18 protein-coding genes are annotated in these 20,370 nt (G+C 57.8%); 11 read left to right on the top strand and 7 right to left on the bottom strand.

All coding sequences use genetic code 11. From position 1 onward, the window contains the following. The first annotated feature begins 2 nt into the window (after positions 1-2). Positions 3-977, top strand: coding sequence for an extensin-like domain-containing protein (locus C0U40_RS20375; protein ID WP_286135126.1), 975 nt, complete (start codon positions 3-5; stop codon positions 975-977). 10 nt (positions 978-987) lie between these two features. Here the strand turns inward: C0U40_RS20375 and C0U40_RS19110 are convergent, their stop codons facing one another. After that, the gene (locus tag C0U40_RS19110; RefSeq protein WP_180957754.1) at positions 988-1,995 is read right to left on the bottom strand and encodes a DUF2125 domain-containing protein; all 1,008 of its coding nucleotides are present in this window, start codon (positions 1,993-1,995) and stop codon (positions 988-990) included. Between the two features lie 60 nt (positions 1,996-2,055). On the opposite strand from C0U40_RS19110, the gene C0U40_RS19105 reads away from it, so the two are divergent. Then, positions 2,056-2,607 (top strand): gamma-glutamylcyclotransferase, encoded by a 552-nt coding sequence (locus C0U40_RS19105; RefSeq protein WP_435673804.1) that lies wholly within the window; start codon positions 2,056-2,058, stop codon positions 2,605-2,607. 4 nt (positions 2,608-2,611) lie between these two features. Here the strand turns inward: C0U40_RS19105 and C0U40_RS19100 are convergent, their stop codons facing one another. Together C0U40_RS19100 and C0U40_RS19095 are read right to left on the bottom strand one after the other, a co-directional pair. Further along, positions 2,612-3,079 carry an NfeD family protein gene (locus tag C0U40_RS19100; protein ID WP_101657396.1) on the bottom strand — a complete coding sequence of 156 codons (468 nt, stop codon included), beginning with the start codon at positions 3,077-3,079 and terminating at the stop codon, positions 2,612-2,614. Between the two features lie 12 nt (positions 3,080-3,091). Next, positions 3,092-4,033: an SPFH domain-containing protein gene (locus tag C0U40_RS19095; RefSeq protein WP_286135125.1), complete on the bottom strand. Its 942-nt coding sequence runs from the start codon at positions 4,031-4,033 to the stop codon at positions 3,092-3,094. A gap of 167 nt (positions 4,034-4,200) precedes the next feature. On the opposite strand from C0U40_RS19095, the gene C0U40_RS19090 reads away from it, so the two are divergent. Next, on the top strand, positions 4,201-5,412 hold the full coding sequence (locus tag C0U40_RS19090; protein WP_101657395.1) for a biopolymer transporter ExbB: 1,212 nt from the start codon (positions 4,201-4,203) through the stop codon (positions 5,410-5,412). A 3-nt stretch (positions 5,413-5,415) separates the two neighbouring features. Continuing rightward, the gene (locus tag C0U40_RS19085) at positions 5,416-7,416 is read left to right on the top strand and encodes a peptidoglycan -binding protein (RefSeq protein WP_101657394.1); all 2,001 of its coding nucleotides are present in this window, start codon (positions 5,416-5,418) and stop codon (positions 7,414-7,416) included. A 46-nt stretch (positions 7,417-7,462) separates the two neighbouring features. Here C0U40_RS19085 and C0U40_RS19080 read toward each other — a convergent pair whose 3' ends face one another. From C0U40_RS19080 to pyrF, 3 genes are all read right to left on the bottom strand, one after another. Next, positions 7,463-8,722 carry a DNA polymerase IV gene (locus tag C0U40_RS19080; protein ID WP_101657393.1) on the bottom strand — a complete coding sequence of 420 codons (1,260 nt, stop codon included), beginning with the start codon at positions 8,720-8,722 and terminating at the stop codon, positions 7,463-7,465. A gap of 35 nt (positions 8,723-8,757) precedes the next feature. Continuing rightward, the gene (locus C0U40_RS20255; RefSeq protein WP_180957753.1) at positions 8,758-8,904 is read right to left on the bottom strand and encodes a hypothetical protein; all 147 of its coding nucleotides are present in this window, start codon (positions 8,902-8,904) and stop codon (positions 8,758-8,760) included. A 98-nt stretch (positions 8,905-9,002) separates the two neighbouring features. Further along, positions 9,003-9,698 carry an orotidine-5'-phosphate decarboxylase gene (pyrF, locus tag C0U40_RS19075; RefSeq protein ID WP_101657392.1) on the bottom strand — a complete coding sequence of 232 codons (696 nt, stop codon included), beginning with the start codon at positions 9,696-9,698 and terminating at the stop codon, positions 9,003-9,005. A gap of 68 nt (positions 9,699-9,766) precedes the next feature. Between pyrF and C0U40_RS19070 the strand changes: the two genes are divergently transcribed. From C0U40_RS19070 to C0U40_RS19040, 7 genes are all read left to right on the top strand, one after another. Continuing rightward, complete coding sequence (locus C0U40_RS19070; protein WP_286135123.1) at positions 9,767-11,008, top strand: multidrug effflux MFS transporter; 1,242 nt, start codon at positions 9,767-9,769, stop codon at positions 11,006-11,008. A gap of 104 nt (positions 11,009-11,112) precedes the next feature. Then, positions 11,113-12,297, top strand: a complete 1,185-nt coding sequence (locus C0U40_RS19065) for an MFS transporter (RefSeq protein WP_101657390.1) — start codon at positions 11,113-11,115, stop codon at positions 12,295-12,297. A gap of 167 nt (positions 12,298-12,464) precedes the next feature. After that, positions 12,465-15,074, top strand: coding sequence for an ATP-dependent chaperone ClpB (clpB, locus tag C0U40_RS19060; RefSeq protein WP_101657389.1), 2,610 nt, complete (start codon positions 12,465-12,467; stop codon positions 15,072-15,074). Between the two features lie 331 nt (positions 15,075-15,405). Continuing rightward, positions 15,406-16,905, top strand: a complete 1,500-nt coding sequence (locus C0U40_RS19055; RefSeq protein WP_101657479.1) for an FMN-binding glutamate synthase family protein — start codon at positions 15,406-15,408, stop codon at positions 16,903-16,905. A gap of 134 nt (positions 16,906-17,039) precedes the next feature. Continuing rightward, positions 17,040-17,969, top strand: a complete 930-nt coding sequence (gene msrP / locus C0U40_RS19050; RefSeq protein ID WP_101657388.1) for a protein-methionine-sulfoxide reductase catalytic subunit MsrP — start codon at positions 17,040-17,042, stop codon at positions 17,967-17,969. A 34-nt stretch (positions 17,970-18,003) separates the two neighbouring features. Next, a complete protein-coding gene (msrQ, locus tag C0U40_RS19045) occupies positions 18,004-18,600 on the top strand; it encodes a protein-methionine-sulfoxide reductase heme-binding subunit MsrQ (protein WP_101657387.1) in 597 nt (198 codons plus the stop codon). A gap of 103 nt (positions 18,601-18,703) precedes the next feature. Then, complete coding sequence (locus C0U40_RS19040) at positions 18,704-19,159, top strand: DUF302 domain-containing protein (RefSeq protein WP_286135121.1); 456 nt, start codon at positions 18,704-18,706, stop codon at positions 19,157-19,159. 109 nt (positions 19,160-19,268) lie between these two features. On the opposite strand, the gene C0U40_RS19035 is transcribed toward C0U40_RS19040, so the two are convergent. Next, positions 19,269-19,934, bottom strand: coding sequence for a sulfotransferase family 2 domain-containing protein (locus C0U40_RS19035; RefSeq protein ID WP_101657386.1), 666 nt, complete (start codon positions 19,932-19,934; stop codon positions 19,269-19,271). Between the last annotated feature and the right edge of the window lie 436 nt (positions 19,935-20,370).

The raw sequence follows: 20,370 nt of genomic DNA, 5'->3' as shown, positions 1-20,370 counted from the left end.
AAATGGCGCAATGGCGGATATCCTTGATGGCCTGCGCGGTCCTGATTGCAGGTACCGCCATTGCGCAAACTCCGGATCAGCGGCCCCGATTGCGGCCCCTTGCGTTGGCAGAGCAGTTTAATCCGACAGCAGCTCCTTTGATGGCGCCCCGTCCAAAGCTGCGCCGCTTTGATACCGGACGGACAGCTTCCAGCATCGCGGTGCAGAAAGTTGTGCTGGAACAGACCATTACAGAAGACGTAGTCGCGCAGAAACTGACCAAAGCGGCGATTGTGACCACGGGAATGGATGCAGGGGACGGCATCGGGGAATCCGTAACCGTGTCTGTGCGCCAAATTGTGCCGGATGATCTGCTGGACGGGTTGGCTGTGTCCCCGCGGCCGCAGGCGCGGCCCGAAGGGTTCCAGCTTGCGATGGCAAAGCGCAAGGATCGCGCGAAACGCTACAGTCTGGAAGGATCGGTTTGCGGATTGCGCGGGATCAGGGGCTATTCCGTAAAACGGGTGCGCGGCAAAGGGGCTTGTGGTATCGCCAAGCCGGTGAAGGTTTCAGAGATCGACGGCATCAAGCTGACCCGAGAGGCGCTTATCGGCTGCGACGCAGCCCGTGCGCTTTATCGTTGGGTCCATGATTCTGCCAAACCCACAGTGGGGACGAAAGGCGGCGGGCTGGCAAGCATCCAACTGATCGCCAGCTATTCCTGCCGCAACCGCAACAGCGCCAAACGGGGCAAATTATCTGAACACGCCAAAGGTAATGCCGTGGATATTGCGGGATTTGTGCTAAAGAACGGCACAACCATGAGCGTGCTGCGCGGCTGGCGCTCGGGCGAGGACGGGCCGACCTTGAAACGCCTGCACAAAACTGCTTGTGGCCCTTTTCGCACCGTGCTCGGCCCCAAGGCAAACCGCTTTCATCAGGATCACTTTCACTTTGACGTCGCCCAGCACCGTGGTGGCGGAGCTTACTGCCGCTGATCCTGCTGTGTTACGGATTGATCCGGAACTGCGGGGCGCGGCCTATCGGGAAGGGACCGAGCGAGATCACGCGGTTCTGAAAGGACAATGGCGCGTCAATCGTATCGGGATTGCCGGATAGTTTTGCCAGCAGACCGAGCCCGCCTTCCAGTGTGCCAAGCAGTTCGGCAGGGACGATTCCTGCGCTCACTCCGAGTTCCAGCATATCCTGCCAGTTTTTAGCCCTGACTGAAATCTTGCCGGTAGGATAACCGTCGGCATCCAACTCTACAGTGCCGGTGGCTTGGAAATTCAACTCTCCCCAAGCGGCATTGAACTCCTTGATCTCAAGGGAAGTCAGCTCCGGCTTGCGCCCCTCCACCGCGTGGCGGTCCCAAGGGGCATCAAATCCGGCGGTTGCGTTAAAACGCACGGTTTCGAATACATCCGGTAGCAGGTTGTCGGGGTCGATAATGTCCTTGAAAATCCGCGCAGGTTTCAGATTTGTGGTCTGCAAGAACAGATCATGGGCATTGGCCTGACCCGCTGTTTGCCGTGTGGACAGCATGGCTGCATCCATTTCAGTCACCCAACCGGCATTGGAGGTCAGTGTCAGGTCCTTGACCTCTGCCGTTGCGGCATTAAGCGAAAGATCGGTGTTGGCATCAAATTTGATGCTGGCTCTCATATCCTGCGAGGTCACGTCGATACGTTCCTGCGGTGTGGCGATGGTTTGAGTGTCCGGCCAGACGGCAATCGCGTGGTTCGGTTTGTAGCTGAGCATCAGAACCTCGAACTCCGGCGCCTGCCATGCCCAGCCTGTAGCAGGGTCTGCAAGGTTGAGATCGGTGACACGGGTGTCAAAGCGGCTGGGAAAGCCCTGCACATCCAGCGTGTCGTAATCCGCGACCCATCCTGCAGAGCGGCGGTCTTCCAGCCATGCGGACAGGGCCGTTTGCTGCGCGCTGGAGCCGACCCACCAATAGCCAAACCATGCCAGCGACACGACAATCAGGATTCCAAATAAAGCACGAACCACGGGCAGCCCCTTTTCTTTTCCGTTTGGCGCGGGTTATAGCACCCTGAAAGGGGTGAACCAGTGACAAATATTGATAACGGTTTTTGGGTATTCGGCTACGGCTCTTTGGTGTGGCAACCGGGTTTTGAGTTTGCGGAACGCGAAGTTGCGCGGATGGACGGGTTTTCCCGCAGCTTTTGCATGTGGTCGATCCACCATCGCGGTACAGAAGCAGCCCCGGGACTGGTGCTGGCCCTAGACGCTGCGCCGAAATCCTATTGTGACGGGGTCGCCTTTTTCGTGCCGCCGGAAACCGCACAACAGACGATAGATTACCTGCGAGAGCGGGAACTGGTTTCGGCGGCCTATCTGGAGCAGGTCCATCCGGCAAAGCTGCGGGACGGTCGCGTTGTTGACTGTGTGTCCTATGTGGTGGACCGGGATCACGTGCAGTATTGTGGGGGTCTTTCGCTGGAACGTCAGGCCGAGGTCATTGCCAAGGCTGTCGGCGGGCGCGGGCCCAACACGGAATATCTGGTAGAGGTAAACCGCCACCTTGCGGAACTGGGTCTGCCCGACCCCGATCTGGAATGGCTGACCCAACGTGTGCTGGAACTGAGTGTAACCGCCTGAGCGGTTAAACCGGTTCTACCTTCAAAACCATTCCTTTTGCGGCGCTGACCCTGACGGTGCTGCCGATTTCCGCAGTTGCACCGGCAGCCCATTCCGCCCGCCAGCGCATGCCCTCGATTGTGACGGCCCCGCTATGGCTGGCAGGATGAAAGTCGAGCACCGTGGCCGTGCGCCCGATCAAATGGTTGGACCGCTGGTTCAGCGTATCATGGGCCGCTGCACCGTCGCCAAAGCGTTGGACCACCCAGCGCCCCGCAAAGGTCAGGCCAACGGACAGAGCCGCAAATAAGGTGATTTGCATCTCTCCCGACAGGCCCGGCATCAGCGCGTGCAATACTGCCATGACCAATGCCGCAAGGGCGATCCAGATCAAAACTGCCGTGCCTGTAACCATTTCTGCCGCGCCAATGACAAAGGCCGCTGCGACCCACCACCACGGCGACAGATCAACGAGAAAATCGAGGAAAGGCATGGCTGAATCCTTTTAAGATTTGTCGCCGGAGGTGACGGCTTTGGCGATGTCGGCAATACCCCCGATAGACCCGATCAGAGAGGACGCCTCAAGCGGGATCATGATGGTCTTGGCCGAAGGGCTGGCGGCAACATCCCGCAGGGCTTCGGTGTATTTTTGCGCAACAAAGTAGTTCACGGCCTGTATGTCACCGGCGGCAATGGCTTCGGAAACCATCTGCGTCGCCTTGGCTTCGGCCTGTGCCATCCGTTCACGGGCTTCCGCGTCAAGGAAGGCAGCTTCCTTGCGGCCTTCAGCCTCGCGAATCTGGGCTTCCCGCTCGCCTTCCGCTTTCAGAATGGCAGCCTGTTTCATACCTTCGGCCTGCAGGACCGAGGCGCGCTTGTCCCGTTCCGCTTTCATCTGGCGGGCCATCGCTTCGTTGATGTCCGGCGGCGGGGCCAGATCCTTGATCTCGACACGGGTAACTTTAACGCCCCACGGATTGGCGGCTTCGTCAATCACGGTCAGTAGTTTGGCGTTTATAATCTCGCGGTTGGACAGGCTTTCGTCCAGATCCATAGAGCCGATTACCGAACGGATATTGGTTTGCGTCAGGTTGGACAGCGCACGGTAGAGATCGCGGACCTCATAGGCAGCGGCAGCGGCGTCCACAACCTGATAGAAAGTAACCGCATCGGTCACGACCATCGCATTGTCGCGGGTGATGACTTCCTGACTGTCGATATCAAGCACGGTTTCCATCATGTTTATTTTCGCCCCGATCTTGTCCATGAAAGGGATCAGGAACCGCAAACCGGGCTTGAGAGTGCGGGTGTAACGGCCAAACCGCTCTACCGTCCATTCCTCGCCTTGCGGGATGGAGCGAACCATCATGAATATCAGGATCAACGCAAAGACAAACAGCGCAATGGCCGTCAGGCCTACGGATTCAAATCCAAGTAATTCGTCCAAAACAACCACTCCAACAAATCAGGTTTACACAGTTATATTTGGGGAGTTCGCGGCTTTTTTACAATGGTTTAGTTGGTAAACAGTCTGGCGCGTCCGGCGAACATACCATTTGGCAACACCAGTCAAGCAGGTTAGGGTGCAGACAAGCACGGAGCAGGCCCCAAAGAATGTTGAAGTCAGACACGAAGATCGACCCGCATTTTACCCAACCGGTGCGGCAAATCCTTATGATGTTGATGTTTGTCGTCATCGTCGCCATTGGGGGATTTCTGTCGTATCAATCACTGCTGCCGATCTTTATGGCAAACGTCTATTTGAACAGCTTTATCGGCTTGGTGTTCATCTTTGGCATCATTGCCTGTTTCTGGCAGGTGTTTACGCTGGTCAGCTCGGTCAGCTGGATCGAAGGGCTGGCGCTGGACCGGCCGGGGCATGAGTTCGTTCAACCGCCCGGATTATTGGCGCCTTTGGCCCATCTGCTGCGTAAACGCTCGGCCCGGGCTTCGCTGACTTCGACCAGTACACAAAGCATTCAGGACAGTGTGGCGACACGGCTTGATGAAGGCCGCGAGATCACACGATATGTCATTAACCTGCTGATCTTCCTTGGTCTTTTGGGTACATTTTACGGGCTGGCCACGACGGTTCCTGCCGTAGTTGATACGATACGTTCCCTCGCGCCACAGGATGATGGCAGTTCGGTCGATGTGTTCGACAACCTTATGTCCGGTCTGGAACGCCAGCTTGGCGGTATGGGTACGGCCTTCGGTTCGTCGCTGCTGGGATTGGCAGGGTCACTGGTTGTCGGTTTGCTGGATCTGATGGCAGGGCGTGGCCAGAACCGTTTTTACCGCGAACTAGAAGAGTGGCTGTCTTCAATTACACGGATCGGGGTCGCAACAGGTGAAGGGGATATGGGCAGCGTGGAAAATTTCGCGCTCGCTGACATGCTGGAACATACGACCTACCAGATAGAAACCCTGCATGACCTGCTGCGCCAGAATCAGGAACGGCGTGCCGAAACCGATCAGCGGCTCGAACGGCTGGGGCAGGTGGTGGAGCGCCTTGCCGAGGTTGCAACGGCGGGGCAGGGCGATCGGGATCGTCTGGCCGAGCAAATCGCCTATGGGCAGAAACAACTGGTCGAGGCTGTGCAGGCGCTGCCTGCACAAATGGCCCGCCCCGCAGGGGATGAGGTCTGGGATGCCGAAGCCAAGATGCGTTTGCGCAATATCGATACCCAGATGTTGCGCATTCTTGAGGAAATGACTGCCGGACGGCAGGGCGCCATCAGCGAACTGCGTAGCGATCTTTTAGGGCTGACATCCACATTGCGTGCGGCAATCTCGGCATCTGATGAACCCGGTGGCAGGGGATAATCCATGGCCCTGAACCGCCGCGCAGCGAACCGGTTTTCGGCCAATATCTGGCCCGGATTCGTGGATGCGATGACCGCGCTTTTGCTGATCCTGATGTTTGTGCTGACCATCTTCATGGTGGTTCAATATACGCTGAACGAACGAATCTCCGGACAGGACAAAGAACTCGACGCGCTTGCAGGTGAAATCATTGGCCTGTCCGAAGCGCTTGGTCTGGAACGGGCCCGTGCCTCGGGTCTGGAAGAAGACGTCAGCCGTTTGAATGATTCGCTTGCGGATGCGCAGCACCGCGCTGCGCAACAAGACTCTCTGATCGCTGCATTGAACGCGGAAACCTCGAATCAAGCCGCGCAGATTGCCGGGTTCGAAGAGCAGGTGGCTTCATTGCTGGCGCAAAATTCCGATCTGGATTCGCAGCTTTCCGACAGCCGTTCCCGTGTTGCAATTCTGACGGGGCAGGTTGAAGATCTAGAAGGTGATGTGGCGGATGCTGAAAGCCGCGAAGCCGCGCTGGAAGAGGAAAAACGCCTGCTGCTGGCGGATAAAGACGCATTGGAACAAGCCAATCTGACAGTGATCTCCGAGAAAGAGGCCCTGCAACTGGCACTGGCACAGGCCCGCACAGAAATCGACGAAAGCGCCGAGGCGGCGCGTCTGGCAGCCGCGAAACGGGAAGCACTGGAAGGGTTGATTGCCGATTTGCGGGCTGACGTCAGCAATAAGGAAGGTTCGCTCGCGGATGCGCTGGCGCTTTTGGCGGCGACGCAGGATGACCTGTCGCAGACACGTGGATCGCTAAGTGATGCGCTGGCGCAGGTCAGCACCACACGCTCCGAACTGGCCGAGAGCCGCAGCGAACTGGGCCAGACAAAAACCGCCCTGGAACGGGAGAGGGCTGCGCTGGCTCGGGCCGAACAGGAAACCGAAGATCGGGCGCAGGCATTGGCAGAGGCGCAGTCCGAACTGACCGCCCGTGGTCTGACCGAAGAAGAATTGCGTGCGCGGATTGATGCGCTGGTTAACAGCCTTTCCGAAGAGGAAAAGGCGAAACTTGCCGAAGCCGCCGCCGCTGCAGCCCTGCGGGAGAAACTGAAGGGGGCCGAGGACGAACTGACCGCCATGACCCTGTCGCTGGAGGCCAAACGTAAGGAAGCGGAAGACACGCTGACCCTGCTGGCTGCCACCCGCGCCGAACTGAGCGAGGCAGAGCGCGAAGCGGCCCAAAACATGAGCGAAGGCGACCGTCAGGCCGCCCTTTTGTCCGTAGCACGGCAGGAACTGGCCGATGAGAAAACCGCAAGCCGCGAAGCCGCGCAAAAGCTGGCTTTACTGAACGAACAAACGGTAGAACTGCGCAAGCAGCTGGACCGTTTGCAGGGATTGCTTGACGCCTCAAAGGCAGCAGATGAAGCCAGTCAGGTACAGATAGAAGCGCTGGGCGCGAACCTGAACACCGCGCTGGCCCGTGTAGCGGCCGAGCAGAAAAAGCGGCTTGAGCTGGAAGAAGCTGAACGCCAGCGACTGGAAGCAGAGGCCAATGACCTCAAGAAGTTCCGCTCCGAGTTCTTTGGCCGCTTGCGCGATGTGCTCGGGACACAGGAAGGGGTTCGTATCGTCGGGGACCGTTTCGTGTTTTCCTCCGAAATCCTGTTTGCCGCCGGTTCGGCCACTCTCGGGGAGCAGGGCAAGGCAGAGATTGCCAATGTGGCCAGCATCATTCTGGATGTTGCCGACCAGATCCCGCCGGAAATCGACTGGATTCTGCGGGTGGACGGACATACCGATAAAATACCCCTGTCCGGTTTCGGAGAGTTCCGCGACAACTGGGAGCTTAGTCAGGCGCGGGCGCTGTCTGTGGTGCGCTATCTGAACAGCGAGCTCGGGGTGCCGGCGAACCGGCTGGCGGCCAACGGATTCGGGGAATACCAGCCGATTGCAGAGGGCGACAGCCCAGAGGCACTGGCGCAGAACCGTCGGATTGAATTGAAGTTTACGGAAAAATAGGTTTCTGCGCTCCGCGCGGGGAGTATTTCTGGAACATCGAAGCAGGTCAGCGCAGGGCACGTCCCTTCAGGATGGCGTCTTTGCCGAATCTTTCGCGGATTGCGTCTGTGGCCCGTTCCGCCTTGGCGCGTTTCGCGGCGTCCTGTTCCAGCAGGTCCATATAGTGATCGGCTTCTTCGGGGCGGGTCAGTTGGCTGATGCCGATACCGATCAGGCGGAAGGGGGCCTTGTCGATCACCCCGTCAAGCATCTGGCGCCCGTGGGTGTAAATCCTGTCCGCCATCTGGGTTGGTTCGGACAGGGTGACAGAGCGGTTCAGGGTTTTGAAATCCGCTTTCTTCACCTTCAACGTAACGGTCTTACCCGCATATTCCTTGGCCTTTGCGCGGTCTGACACCTGTTCGGCCAGCCGCCAGAGATGCCCGTCCAGCAGGTCGGCATCGCCTGTGTCTTCAAAGAAAGTGGTTTCCTTGGAGATGCTTTTCACCGGATCGCGCCCCGAAATGCGGCGGTGATCAAGTCCCTGCGCCAAGTGCCAGAGCCGATCCCCCATGGAGCCGTAGCGTTCACCGAGCGCCTTGCGATCGCGGCGGCGCAGGTCTGCGAAGGTCTGGATGCCGTCACTTTGCAGTTTGCGTTGCAAAACCGGTCCGGCGCCCCAGATTTTCTTGATGGGGAGTGGCGCGAGAAGGTCCAGTGTTTCCGCCTTTCCAACCACGGAAAACCCGCGCGGCTTGTCCAGATCGGAGGCAAGTTTGGCTAGGAACTTGTTGTGGGACAGGCCGATGGAACCGGAAATCCCCAATTCGTCCTCCATCCGTTTCACCAGCCGTGCGAGCATGATCGCTGGCGGGGCGCCGTGCAGTTTTTCTGTGCCGCTTAGGTCGATGAATGCCTCATCCAGTGATAGGGGTTCGACCACCGGTGTCAGGTCTTCCATCATGGCGCGGATGGCGCGGGACACTTCGACGTAGGCGTCCATTCTGGGTTTTACCACCACCGCTTCGGGGCAGAGTTTCAGCGCCTTGAACATGGGCATGGCAGAATGCACCCCGTTGATCCGCGCGATATAGCAGGCGGTGGAAACAACGCCCCGTTTGCCGCCGCCGATGATCACCGGCTTGTCGCGGATATCCGGATTGTCCCGTTTCTCCACTGATGCATAAAATGCGTCGCAATCCATATGGGCGATGGAGAGCGAGAACAATTCCTCATGGGCCAGCACCCGCGGTGAAGCACAATGTTCGCAGCGCGGTTTTGGCGCGCAGCGTTTCAGGCAATCTCGGCAGAAGGCAGGTTTTGGCATAGGGTCTTATCCCGCAGTTCTGTTGCCAATACCAGTCAGGACGTGATGTCAGTTTGGGAATTTCCGGCGTATAATACTGGAAATGCCAAGGCGTTCGAAGTGTCAGGGGATGCTTTGGCGTGGGTCACAAGCAGGCTGGTCGCGATCAGGGCAGTCAGGCCGATTTTCGAGAATATATCCATTGGGGGCTCCGTTAAGGTTCGGCTCTCTGGATCGCGCCCAAACCTTAACGATGCGTTAAATATTCAATTGAAGATTCTTGTATTTTAGGCGTTTGCCCTCAGATCGTGGCCAGTTCCGCAAGGATCGCCCGTGCTGCGGCAGCCGGATCGTCGGCCTGAACAATCGGACGCCCTACAACGATGTGATCCGCCCCGTCCCCGATGGCGCTGGCCGGTGTTGCAATGCGTTTCTGATCGCCCGAGGCCGAGCCGGTCGGGCGTACCCCCGGTGTTACAATCAACCGCCCTGCAGCTTCTGGCAGGGCACGGATCAAAGCAGCTTCTTGCGGTGAGGCAATCACCCCGTCTGCACCGGCAAGAAAAGCCGCGCGGGCCCGTTCGATCACGAGGTCTTGCAGATCACCGGACTGGATCAGGCAATCGTCCAGATCGCTCCGGTCGAGGGAGGTCAGGATTGTAACAGCAAGGATCTTGAGGCCGCTGTCGCCGCGGCCTGCCACAGCCGCACGCACCACATGGGGATCACCGTGGACGGTCAGGAAGTCGAAATCATACTGCGCGATGCCGCCGACGGCCCGCTCTACAGTGGCCCCGATGTCAAAGAACTTCATGTCAAGAAATACGCGTTTGCCCTGTTCTTTCAATTCATTGGCAAGCGCAAGACCGCCCCCCGTCAACATGCCGAGCCCGATCTTGTAAAACGACACACTATCCCCGAGCTTTTCCGCGATGGCCATGCCATCCAGAATGTTAGGGACATCAAGGGCAACGATCAGGCGGTCATCAGCAGGCATATCAGGGCTCCGTTGGCTGGTTTTTCGGGGTTTGGGGCGGTGAGGGCGGAAAGTCAAGGCAACAGGCAGTGTTTGCGCATGGTGTGGCAGCATGGTATTTGCTGGCAACCCGATTAAAGAGTTTTTCTGTGTTCACGCCCCACTCTCCGCCCCGTTTTGTAACGCTCGTGTTGCTGACTGCGATCTCTGTGCTGTCGCTGAATATGTTTCTGCCATCCCTGTCGAATATGGCGCGGGACTTTGAGGTGGATTACGCGGTGATCAATCTATCGATTGCAGGGTATCTCGGGGTGAGCGCTGTATTGCAGATCATCATGGGGCCGCTTTCGGACCGGTGGGGCCGCAGACCGGTTTTGCTGGCGGCTATGGCGATCTTTACGGTGGCGTCGATCGGGTGCTGGCTGGCGCCGAATGTCTGGGTCTTTCTGGGGTTCCGTCTGCTTCAGGGGGCGGTGATTGCAGGAATGGCCCTAAGCCGTGCAGTGATCCGGGATATGGCCCCCCCGCAGGAAGCGGCAAGCATGATGGGGTATGTGGCGATGGTCATGGCGCTGGCACCGATGGTGGGGCCGGTTGTGGGCGGCGTGCTGGACCAGATGTTCGGCTGGCGGGTGACATTCCTGTTGTTTGCCGCGCTTGGTGCGGGTGTTTTTACCTTGTGCTGGCGCGATCTCGGAGAAACCAATACCAAGAAATCGGATACATTACTTGCTCAGTTCAAAACCTATCCGGCCCTGTTGGGCGCACGGGAGTTCTGGGGCCATGTGGCGTGTCAGGCCTGTTCGGTTGGCGCCTTTTATGTCTTCCTTGCAGGAGCCCCGTTGGTAGGAGAGGCGCAGTTCGGTCTGACACCTGCCATGCTCGGCCTCGGGATGGGGGCAATTACGATGGGGTTTGTCTTTGGTAATTTCCTGTCGGGGCGAAATGCCAAACGCTACGCGCTTTCTACCATGATGATCGCAGGCCGGATTGTGGCGCTGGTCGGGCTTGGCGGCGGATTTGTCCTGCTGGTGGCAGGGATCATGCATCCGCTGGTTTTGTTCGGTTCGGTTGTCTTTATCGGGATCGGCAACGGGTTGACCCTTCCGGCGAGCAATTCGGGTGCCTTGTCCGTGCGGCCCGATCTGGCTGGCAGTGCATCGGGCCTGTCCGGTGCGGCTGTGGTCGGGGGTGGTGCGATCCTCACCTCTGTAACCGGCGCGGTTCTGAACGAAAATTCGGGCGTTTTTGTGCTGATGGCGATCCTGTTCGGAGTGACGATCCTCGGTCTGGTTGCAGCCAATGACGTGCGCAACGCCGAACGAAGCTGACGTTAGGACAAGTGCCGACGCAGGGTCGCCGTATTTGCGAATTGGCAAGGGCCGTGAATTCCCCTACCAGTTGGGTCAGCAAATTTGAGAAGTGGAATTAGGCCATGAACGCGGGCATCGTCTTTCTTGTGCTGGCTTATGTGATGAGCCAGTTTTACAGGGCTTTTCTTGCAGTTATGGCGCCTGCGCTCGGGGTGGATATCGGGGCAGGGCCCGAAGACCTCGCCTTTGCGAGCGGTATGTGGTTCCTTGTCTTCGCGGCGATGCAAATCCCTGTCGGGGAAGCGCTCGACCGGATCGGGCCAAGGATCACGGCGAGTGTTCTCTTTGCTATTGGCGGCGGAGGCGGGGCGGCACTGTTCGCGCTTGCAAGTACTCCGCTTCACATCACCCTTGCGATGATGCTGATCGGCGTGGGGTGTTCGCCGGTCCTGATGGCCTCTTACTACATCTTTGCCCGCTCCTACGCTCCTGCAGTATTTGCGACTCTGGCGGGGGTGACACTCGGGATCGGTACGTTCGGTAATATCGGCAGCGCCCTGCCGCTGACGCTGGCGGTCGAGTGGTTCGGCTGGCGCGGGACCATGTGGGTGTTGACAGGGGTGACGCTGTTCATCGCATTGATGGCTGCGGTTTTTGTACGTGATCCCGAACGGGTTGCGGTGGCGCAGAAAGGATCTGTGCTGGACCTGCTGGCCATGCCGGTGCTTTGGCCGATTCTTGCGATGATGGCGGTGAACTATATTTCTGTTGCCGGTTTGCGGGGGCTTTGGGTTGGCCCTTATCTGGACGAAGTTTTTGCGGCCACTCCGGAAGTGATCGGGGTTGTGACCCTTGTGATGAGCTTTGCGATGGTGGCAGGGAATTTCGTTTACGGGCCGATGGACCGCTTGATCCCGTCGCGCAAGACGATTGTGCTGGGCGGCAACCTGATCAATCTGGCCTGTGTGCTGCTGCTGATCCTGTTTGCGGGGCATTCTGTTGTGGTTGCAACCGTGTTGCTGGCAATGATCGGTCTGACAGGGGCGACATTTGTGGTGATTATTGCCCATGCGAAAACCTTCTTCCCCGAGCATCTGACAGGGCGCGGTGTGACCCTGCTGAACCTGTTCGGGATGGGCGGCACGGGGTTGTTGCAGTCCCTTTCGGGCAATATCTACGGAGCGGTTGCACCACAAAGCACGGCTGTTGTCGCCTATCAATGGCTGTTCGGTTTTTTCGCGCTTTGTCTTCTGGCGGGCTGTGTCGCCTATGTCTTCAGCCGCGATGGCAAGAACATCCGGTCGTGATCCGAGTATTTTCGGAACATTGAAGCGGCCTGAAACCCTTGCGGGATTTTCACTGCGGCTCTTGTCGGTTGGGAGGGGGCTTCCTATCTTGATGCTAAGGCTTGCACCCTGACGTGCCGTTTTCGGGCGTCATTTTCCATCGCAGGCGCTTGTAAAAGGAGAAGACCATGAACTTAGAGAAGTTCACAGAACGGTCTCGGGGGATGATTCAATCGGCCCAGACCATTGCAATGCGCGAGGATCACCAGCGCTTTACACCACAACACCTGTTGAAGGCCCTTCTGGATGACGAGCAGGGGCTTGCGGCCAATCTGATCAAGGCAGCGGGGGGCAATCCGTCCCGTGTCCTGCAGGATCTGGACGTGAACCTTGCAAAAATGCCCAAAGTGTCAGGCGACAACGGCCAGATTTATATGGACGGGCAAACCGCCAAGATTTTTGCCGAGGCCGAGAAACTGGCGCAAAAAGCAGGCGATTCTTTTGTACCTGTCGAACGGATGCTGACCGCGCTGGCAATCGTGAAGTCCGATGCGGCGACCATTCTGAAAGACGGGGGTGTGACGGCTCAGGGGCTGAACGCAGCCATCAATGACGTGCGCAAGGGGCGCACCGCCGACAGCGCCAGTGCCGAGGACGGCTATGACGCGCTGAAGAAATACGCCCGCGACCTGACCGAAGCGGCACGGGACGGCAAAATTGACCCGATCATTGGCCGGGACGAAGAAATCCGCCGTGCCATGCAGGTTCTGTCGCGCCGCACCAAGAACAACCCTGTGCTGATCGGGGAGCCGGGCGTGGGTAAAACCGCGATTGCCGAAGGGCTTGCCCTGCGCATCGTCAACGGCGACGTACCCGAAAGCCTTCAAAACAAGACGCTGATGGCGCTGGACATGGGGGCGTTGATTGCTGGCGCGAAATATCGCGGTGAATTTGAAGAACGTCTGAAGTCAATCCTGACGGAAGTGACCGAGGCAGCCGGCGCGATTATCCTGTTCATCGACGAGATGCACACGCTGGTCGGGGCCGGTAAATCCGAAGGCGCGATGGATGCGTCCAACCTGCTGAAACCTGCGCTGGCGCGGGGAGAGTTGCACTGTGTTGGTGCCACCACGCTTGATGAATACCGCAAGCATGTAGAGAAGGACGCAGCCCTTGCGCGGCGTTTCCAGCCTGTCATGGTACAGGAGCCAACTGTATCTGACACGATCTCAATCCTGCGCGGCATCAAGGAAAAATACGAACTGCACCACGGTATCCGTATTTCCGACAGTGCGCTGGTTGCTGCGGCCAATCTGTCCAACCGGTATATTACCGACCGGTTCCTGCCGGATAAGGCGATTGACCTGATGGACGAAGCGGCCAGCCGTCTGCGCATGGAAGTGGACAGCAAGCCCGAAGCGCTTGATGCGATCGACCGCGAGTTGTTGCAAAAACAGATCGAGGTCGAGGCGCTGAAAACCGAAAGTGATGCGGCTTCCAAGGACCGTCTGGAGACCTTGCAAAAAGAGGTGTCCGAACTGCAGGAAAAGTCGTCCGAGATGACGGCACACTGGCAGGCAGAGCGGGACAAGCTGGCGAGCGCGCGTGACATCAAGGAAGAACTGGACCAGGCGCGGGTGCAATTTGAAACTGCCCGCCGCGCCGGTGATCTGGCCAAGATGGGCGAGCTGCAATACGGCGTTATCCCCGAGCTGGAGAAGAAGCTGTCAGAGGCTGAAGGCCGCGAGGACGATGTGATGGTGGACGAGGCCGTGCGCCCCGAACATATCGCAAGCGTTGTCGAGCGCTGGACAGGTATTCCCGTGGACAAGATGCTGGAAGGCACCCGCGAAAAACTGCTGCGCATGGAAGGAGAGCTCGGTAAACGGGTGATCGGCCAGCGCGAGGCGGTTAGGGCCGTTTCCAATGCGGTGCGCCGGTCCCGTGCGGGGCTGTCCGACGAAAACCGTCCGCAGGGGTCTTTCCTGTTCCTCGGCCCGACCGGTGTAGGTAAAACCGAACTGACGAAGGCTCTGGCAGAGTTCCTGTTTGACGACGATCAGGCGATGGTTCGTATTGATATGTCCGAATTCATGGAAAAACACGCGGTGTCCCGCCTGATCGGTGCGCCTCCGGGCTATGTCGGGTATGACGAAGGCGGTGTGCTGACCGAAGCCGTGCGGCGCCGGCCCTATCAGGTGGTGTTGTTCGACGAGGTGGAAAAAGCCCACCCCGATGTGTTCAACGTGCTTTTGCAGGTGCTGGACGATGGTGTTCTGACCGACGGGCAGGGGCGGACTGTGGATTTCAAGCAGACGCTGATTATCCTGACGAGTAACCTCGGGTCGCAGGCGCTTAGCCAGTTGCCCGAAGGGGCGGACAGCAACAAGGCGAAGGCGGATGTGATGCAGGCGGTTCAAGCCCATTTCCGGCCCGAGTTTATCAACCGTCTGGACGAGATCGTGCTGTTTGACCGGCTCAGCCGTGAGAACATGGACGGGATCGTGGACATCCAGCTCGATATTCTGGAACGCCGTCTTTCGGGACGCAAGATTGCGCTGGAAATGGACGAAGCCGCGCGGACCTGGCTGGCCAATCAGGGTTATGATCCGGTCTATGGTGCACGCCCGTTGAAACGTGTGATCCAGAAAGCGGTTCAGGACCCGCTGGCAGAACTGTTGTTGTCGGGCGAAGTGCTGGACGGGTCCACCGTCACAGTCAGCGCCGATGACAACGGACTGGTGATCAACGGCGTCGCGCAGGCTGCCAAGCCGCCCGCCGATGCGCCGGTTCATTAACCGCTGCCGCTCGGGCATGTAAAACCCTTGCCGCCCCGCAGGTCTTGTGCTTGCGGGGCGGTTTGCAATCAGGCCAAAGGAAGGGACCTGCGATATGCTGGCCAGATTTCTCCGGATCATCCTGTTTCTGGCTGTGCGGCTGGCCTTCGTGGTCTGGCCTTTCACGCTGGCTGTGGGGCTGTTTGTTTATCTCAAGTATTTTTGACTGTCGCATTTGCCTGCGGGCTTTGTGTTTCAGGCGGCACGGGCTACACATTGAAGGGTTCAGTGGGGCTGGGACAGTGTCCCCTGAACACCTGAAAGCTACGGAGTTCCCTGCCTTATGTTCCTGATGAACCTTGTGTCTACGATCCTCTTTTATTTTGCGATTGCCTTTATCTGTGCGGTTGGCATCGGTTTTGCCGCCGTGGTGGTGATGTTTGTCATCGACCGCAGCCAGACCAGCGATGCGGTGCGGCGGAATTATCCGGTTGTGGGGCGGTTTCGCGGTCTGTTCACCGAACTGGGCGAATTCTTCCGCCAGTATTTCTTTGCCATGGATCGCGAGGAACTGCCGTTCAACCGTGCGCAAAGAAACTGGGTGAAACGGGCCGCATCCGGTAAGGGCAATACAGTTGCCTTCGGGTCTACCCGCAACCTGACGATTCCGGGGACGCCGATTTTCGTGAATGCCGCCTTTCCGCCACTGGAAACGCAGGCTGCGCGGACCGAACCTTTGCAAATCGGCCCATACGCCCGCCAGCCCTATGATGCGCCGTCCCTGTTCAACATTTCCGGCATGAGCTTTGGCGCGTTGTCCCGCCCTGCGGTGCGGGCCTTGTCCCGTGGGGCACAAAAAGCGGGGATCTGGCTGAATACGGGGGAGGGTGGCCTGTCGCCGTTTCATCTGGAAGGCGGCTGTGATCTTGTGTTCCAGATCGGTACGGCAAAATACGGCGTGCGGGATGTCGATGGCAGCCTGTCAGATGATCGCCTGCGCGCCATTGCCGCCCATGAACAGGTGCGCATGTTCGAAATCAAACTGGCGCAGGGGGCAAAGCCCGGCAAAGGGGGAATACTTCCGGCGGCAAAGGTTACACCGGAAATTGCCGAAATTCGCGGTATTCCTGTAGGTGAGGCGTCGATCTCTCCAAACCGCCACCCCGAGATCGGCAGCATGTCGGAACTGCTCGACATGATTCACCATATTCGTGATGTGACGGGTAAACCTGTGGGGATCAAAACCGTTGTCAGTGATGAAGCGGCCCTGCGTGAACTCTTTGGCGAGATCCACAAACGCGGTGAGGAAAGTGCACCGGACTTCATTACTGTAGACAGTGGCGACGGTGGAACGGGCGCAAGCCCGATGCCGTTGATGGATCTGGTTGGGATTACCATCCGCGAAAGCCTGCCTCTGGTTTCTGATCTGCTGGTCGAAATGGGGCTGCGCGATCGCATCCGCCTGATTGCCAGTGGCAAGCTGATGAACCCGGGTGATGTGGCTTGGGCGATTGCAGCGGGTGCGGATTTCGTGACCTCGGCGCGCGGCTTCATGTTCAGCCTCGGCTGTATTCAGGCGCTTAAATGCAACCGGAACACCTGTCCGACAGGGATCACCACCCATGATCCACGCTTTCAGAAAGGGCTGGTGCCCGAGGATAAATTCGAGAAGGTGGCTGCCTATGCGAAGATGATCACTAAGGAAGTCGAGATCATCGCCCATTCCGTTGGTGTTACCGAACCCCGCGCGATACGGCGTCACCATGTGCGGATCGTGCAGGACAATGGCCGCTCTACGCTTATGTCGGAAATCTGGCCGCGTCCGATCCCAACCGGCAGCGCATCCGGTTAGTCTGCTTACAACGTTGTAAGCGCCACAGGGCTGTAATCTTTCCAACAAGGTCGTGAACGCGCGTGTTTTGCTTTGGAATTACACTAGGTCTAAGCCAATCTGGATACAGACATTATTGTAGAGGGAGGGTCTTTATGGGCCGTTTTAAGACCGCGCTGAAATATTCCGACATCACGCCAAAGGCTGATTTTCTAAACCGTCGCCAGTTGATGACAGGGGCCGCCGGCATGACCCTTGCAGGCGGGCTGGTCACTCCGGCAGCGGCGGCCCTGAATGCTGCGAAAAGCGAATGGTCCACAACCGAGGAACCGACCTCTTACGAAGACGTCACTAGTTATAACAACTTTTATGAATTTGGCACCGGCAAGGGCGATCCGGCACAATACGCCCACGCACTGACGACGGACCCTTGGTCTGTGGAAATCGGCGGGCTGGTGAACAATCCGGGCAACTATGCGCTGGAAGATATTCTCAAGGATATGACATTGGAGGAACGCATCTATCGCTTCCGTTGTGTCGAGGCGTGGTCCATGGTGGTGCCTTGGGTCGGTTTCCAACTGTCTGACCTGATCGCCAAAGCCGATCCGCAAGGCAATGCCAAATACGTAGCGTTTGAAACCCTGATGCGCCCCGAGGAAATGCACGGTCAGAAAAACGGTTCTTTCCCGTGGCCTTATGTAGAAGGTTTGCGTCTGGACGAAGCCATGCACCCGCTGACACTGATGGCCACGGGCTTGTATGACGAGCCTTTGCCAAACCAGAACGGCGCACCGCTGCGTCTGGTTGTGCCTTGGAAGTACGGCTTCAAATCCATCAAATCCATTGTGAAGATTACCCTGACGGAAAAGGAACCTCCTGCCACATGGAACCTGATTAACGCGCGGGAATACGGGTTCTATAGTAATGTGAATCCGAACGTCAGCCATCCGCGCTGGTCTCAGGCGTCCCATCGGGTGATCGGTTCCGGGCTGTTCGCCAGCAAGGAACCGACCGAGATGTTCAACGGCTACGGGGACGCGGTGGCGAGCCTTTATGACGGTATGGACCTGTCGAAATTCTACTAACCGGTACAACATTGCCATCGGACAGGGACCAATCATGTCAGTCAGCCAATCTGTGAATGCGGCAGCGCGCAAGCTGCCGGCATGGCCTTTGTATCCGATCCTGCTGTTTCCGGGGTTCTGGCTGTTCTGGACCGTGTTGCAAAACCCCGGCCCCAATCCGGTCGAGGCGTTGGAGCACGGGTTGGGGGAATATGCGCTGAAACTTCTGGTGCTCGGCCTTTTGGTGACACCGCTGCGCGATCTGGGCGGTTTGAATCTGATCAAATACCGCCGCGCGATCGGTCTGATGGCATTTTTCTACGTGTGCGCGCATTTGCTGGTCTATCTGGTGCTCGACAACCAGTTCTGGTGGGACGCCCTGATCAAGGACATTACCAAACGCCCCTATATCATCGTCGGTGTTCTGGCGTTCCTGATCCTGATCCCGTTGGCCGTCACCTCGAACAATCTTTCAATCCGCAAACTTGGCCCCAAACGCTGGCGCCAGATCCACTATGGCGCTTATCTGGCCGTGATCCTGGGAGCAGCGCATTTCGTGATGTTGAAAAAGACGTGGCAGACAGAGCCTCTGGTCTATCTCGCCATCGCTGTGATTCTGGTCGCGTACAGGATTCCAAAGCTGATCCGCTGAAACCTGCGCGATCCCCCTGTTCACGGCACTGTGGTTCGCTTTTCGCTGGTATGAAGCTACGTCTTGAATGTGTCGCGTTAACTGGAATTATAAGGAAACGATCATGCATTACATGAAGACGATTATCGCCACAGCCGCTGTGGCCGTGACCCCGATGCTGGCTTGGGCCGAGGGGATTGTAAAAGTTGAAACGGAAAAAACTGTTTCAGGTGCCGTCGATGCGCTTGTGAGCGCAATCGAAGGCGCTGGCGCCAAAGTGTTTGCACGGGTTGATCACGGGGCAGGGGCCAAATCCATAGGCTCGGACATCGGGGCAAGCGAACTCGTGATCTTTGGCAATCCCAAAGTGGGGACGCCTGCTATGGAAGCAAACCGCCTTGCCGGATTGCATCTGCCGTTGAAGGTGTTGGTCTATGAAGATGACGCAGGTAAGACTTGGTTTGCCTATGAAAACCCTGCCGAGTCGCTGGGATCCCTAGAAAGCATCGAACCGGATGCTTCGCTACTGGATCCGATGGCAACTGCGCTGAAGAATCTGACTGCCAAGGCTGCGATGTAAGGCCTGCTTTTCAGCCAGACTGACCAAACTGTAAAAATGCCCCCCGCCGGATAAAGGCAGGGGGCATCGTTGTTTTTGGTGTTGGGACCACGGTAGGCGGATGTGCGCCCTATTCAAAGCTGTACCCGAACAGGGCAATATCTCTTTGATGTAAAGCCGCCACTTTATCTACATCACCAGAACTGTAGTACCGCCGCCAGTCGCCCGATACCGATCGGTTCACCGGAGCGTCAGGAATACGCAGTCTGATGCCGAAGCTGTGGCCAAGCCGCGAGAGATCCTGCGTCAGCACTTCCTGCCGCATCACATAGTCCACACTGATGATCCCCTCTTCATTGGTAAACCAGTCGGACACTTGCGCACGGGGCCTGAACCGCACCGTTGTCGGGGCCGCCGGATCTTCCAGCCAGTCCAGATAATCTGAAAATGTCATCCTGGACCAAAGAGCGTGGAGATGGGGCAGGCCGGAGTGCCGCCCTCCGGTGTCTTTGCGCACGTATTCATAGAAGGACACCCGCCAGGCAAAAGGGTTCCGCATGACAGAGAAGGTGTAATAGGTATCAACACTATCCCCCAGCGCTCTCATCCGGTCCCGATACTCTGTCCAGAACAGATGCCCTCGCAGGTTCGGATGCCTGACCGATATACAATTGCGGGCCCGTTTGCCAAAGGCACGCTCCACAAACTTGCCGCCGCATTTGGGCGGGTGGACGAACAGCATCTTACGGCCGCGTGCGGGAATCAGTTCATCAAGGAAGGTTCGGGGAACGTACATCTCTGGGCACCTTTATTATGACAGGATCTGCCTGTTACGCACGGGCTGGGCAAATCAGTCGGTCTCAGAGCGAATTTCTGTCCTGATTCCGCATTTCACCGGCTCTGGGACCGGTTCCGAGTCGGAATCAGACTTCGGCTCCCGTGATTCCGGTGCGATTCAACGCACGAGTCGGGGCCCGGAACCTCTTAAGCCGTGCGAACAACCGGGCTGCGTGGATTGCTGCGGGATTCCTGCGCAATTTTTGACAAGTTTACCCTAGGGGTCTGCGCAACATTCCGCCCCGTGGGCGTTGATAACACCCGATTTTTCGGATTATTTCGAAAAAATGACAGTTTCGTAAAAAAAGGGGTTGCGGGTCTGAGTTAGTAGGCCTAAACACCGCTTCACCGGAGGCAACGAGGTACACACCACGGCGCTGACGGCAACAAGGACT

It is taken from the genome of Neptunicoccus cionae, from assembly GCF_002860325.1.
Taxonomy (GTDB): Bacteria; Pseudomonadota; Alphaproteobacteria; order Rhodobacterales; family Rhodobacteraceae; genus Amylibacter; species Amylibacter lutimaris.
This window is presented reverse-complemented; position numbering and strand designations above follow the sequence as displayed.

Bases quoted from the DNA above. Each gene is read 5' to 3' on its own strand.
- C0U40_RS20375 (WP_286135126.1), top strand. From the start codon at position 3: ATGGCGCAATGGCGGATATCCTTGATGGCCTGCGCGGTCCTGATTGCA.
- C0U40_RS19100 (WP_101657396.1), bottom strand. From the start codon at position 3,079: ATGCCTTTCCTCGATTTTCTCGTTGATCTGTCGCCGTGGTGGTGGGTC.
- C0U40_RS19090 (WP_101657395.1), top strand. From the start codon at position 4,201: ATGTTGAAGTCAGACACGAAGATCGACCCGCATTTTACCCAACCGGTG.
- C0U40_RS19085 (WP_101657394.1), top strand. From the start codon at position 5,416: ATGGCCCTGAACCGCCGCGCAGCGAACCGGTTTTCGGCCAATATCTGG.
- C0U40_RS19080 (WP_101657393.1), bottom strand. From the start codon at position 8,722: ATGCCAAAACCTGCCTTCTGCCGAGATTGCCTGAAACGCTGCGCGCCA.
- C0U40_RS20255 (WP_180957753.1), bottom strand. From the start codon at position 8,904: ATGGATATATTCTCGAAAATCGGCCTGACTGCCCTGATCGCGACCAGC.
- pyrF (WP_101657392.1), bottom strand. From the start codon at position 9,698: ATGCCTGCTGATGACCGCCTGATCGTTGCCCTTGATGTCCCTAACATT.
- C0U40_RS19065 (WP_101657390.1), top strand. From the start codon at position 11,113: ATGAACGCGGGCATCGTCTTTCTTGTGCTGGCTTATGTGATGAGCCAG.
- clpB (WP_101657389.1), top strand. From the start codon at position 12,465: ATGAACTTAGAGAAGTTCACAGAACGGTCTCGGGGGATGATTCAATCG.
- C0U40_RS19055 (WP_101657479.1), top strand. From the start codon at position 15,406: ATGAACCTTGTGTCTACGATCCTCTTTTATTTTGCGATTGCCTTTATC.
- msrP (WP_101657388.1), top strand. From the start codon at position 17,040: ATGGGCCGTTTTAAGACCGCGCTGAAATATTCCGACATCACGCCAAAG.
- msrQ (WP_101657387.1), top strand. From the start codon at position 18,004: ATGTCAGTCAGCCAATCTGTGAATGCGGCAGCGCGCAAGCTGCCGGCA.
- C0U40_RS19040 (WP_286135121.1), top strand. From the start codon at position 18,704: ATGCATTACATGAAGACGATTATCGCCACAGCCGCTGTGGCCGTGACC.
- C0U40_RS19035 (WP_101657386.1), bottom strand. From the start codon at position 19,934: ATGTACGTTCCCCGAACCTTCCTTGATGAACTGATTCCCGCACGCGGC.